1 protein-coding gene is annotated in these 763 nt (G+C 40.2%); it reads left to right on the top strand.

Going from position 1 to position 763, the window contains the following annotated elements; all coding sequences use genetic code 11:
* Positions 1-154 precede the first annotated feature (154 nt).
* Positions 155-619 (top strand): IS200/IS605 family transposase, encoded by a 465-nt coding sequence (tnpA, locus tag HMPREF2885_RS05990; RefSeq protein WP_000057440.1) that lies wholly within the window; start codon positions 155-157, stop codon positions 617-619.
* Positions 620-763: the final 144 nt, after the last annotated feature.

The raw sequence follows: 763 nt of genomic DNA, 5'->3' as shown, positions 1-763 counted from the left end.
TTTTGTTATGTGACTACTAGTCCGTCTCGCTCCGCAAGGTGCGAGACAAATAAACCACCCGCTATGCGGGTGCGCATCGAAGGTTATACCAAAAAACTCCAAACGCGATACAATAAAGGTGTTCAAGCCAATTGTAAAGCGAAAGGAGAAAAATATGGCACAAAAGGCACATAGTTTATCACACACAAAGTGGATGTGTAAATATCACATTGTGTTCACCCCTAAGTATAGACGAAAAGTAATTTATAATCAATATCGAAGCAGTTTGGGAGAAATATTCCATCGATTATGTAGTTATAAAGGTGTTGAGATTATCGAAGGTCACTTAATGCCAGACCATGTACATATGTTAGTCAGTATTCCACCGAGGATAAGTGTTTCAAGTTTCATGGGGTATTTAAAAGGTAAAAGTGCACTCATGATGTTTGACAAACACGCCAACCTCAAGTACAAGTTTGGGAATCGGCATTTCTGGGCAGAAGGTTATTATGTAAGTACAGTAGGGCTTAATGAAGCCACAATTAAGAAATATATTCAAGAACAGGAAAAGCATGATATAGCACTAGATAAATTAAGTGTAAAAGAATATGAGGATCCCTTTAGGGATAGTGGTAAGTAGTACCAAGGTCTCTTTAAGAGGCAAGTGACGAGTCAAGAGCAATGAGGCTTGAACAACGTGAAAGCCAGCGTCTTTAGGCGCTGGCTGGTGATTTGGGCTTATAGCCCTGGTGCAAACCACCCGTTAGACGGGTGGTTATGATTT

It is taken from the genome of Streptococcus sp. HMSC062H02 (assembly GCF_001813005.1).
Lineage (GTDB): Bacteria > Bacillota > Bacilli > Lactobacillales > Streptococcaceae > Streptococcus > Streptococcus oralis_S.
The sequence above is the reverse complement of the archived record's forward strand: the minus strand, read 5'-3'. Positions and strand labels throughout refer to the sequence as shown.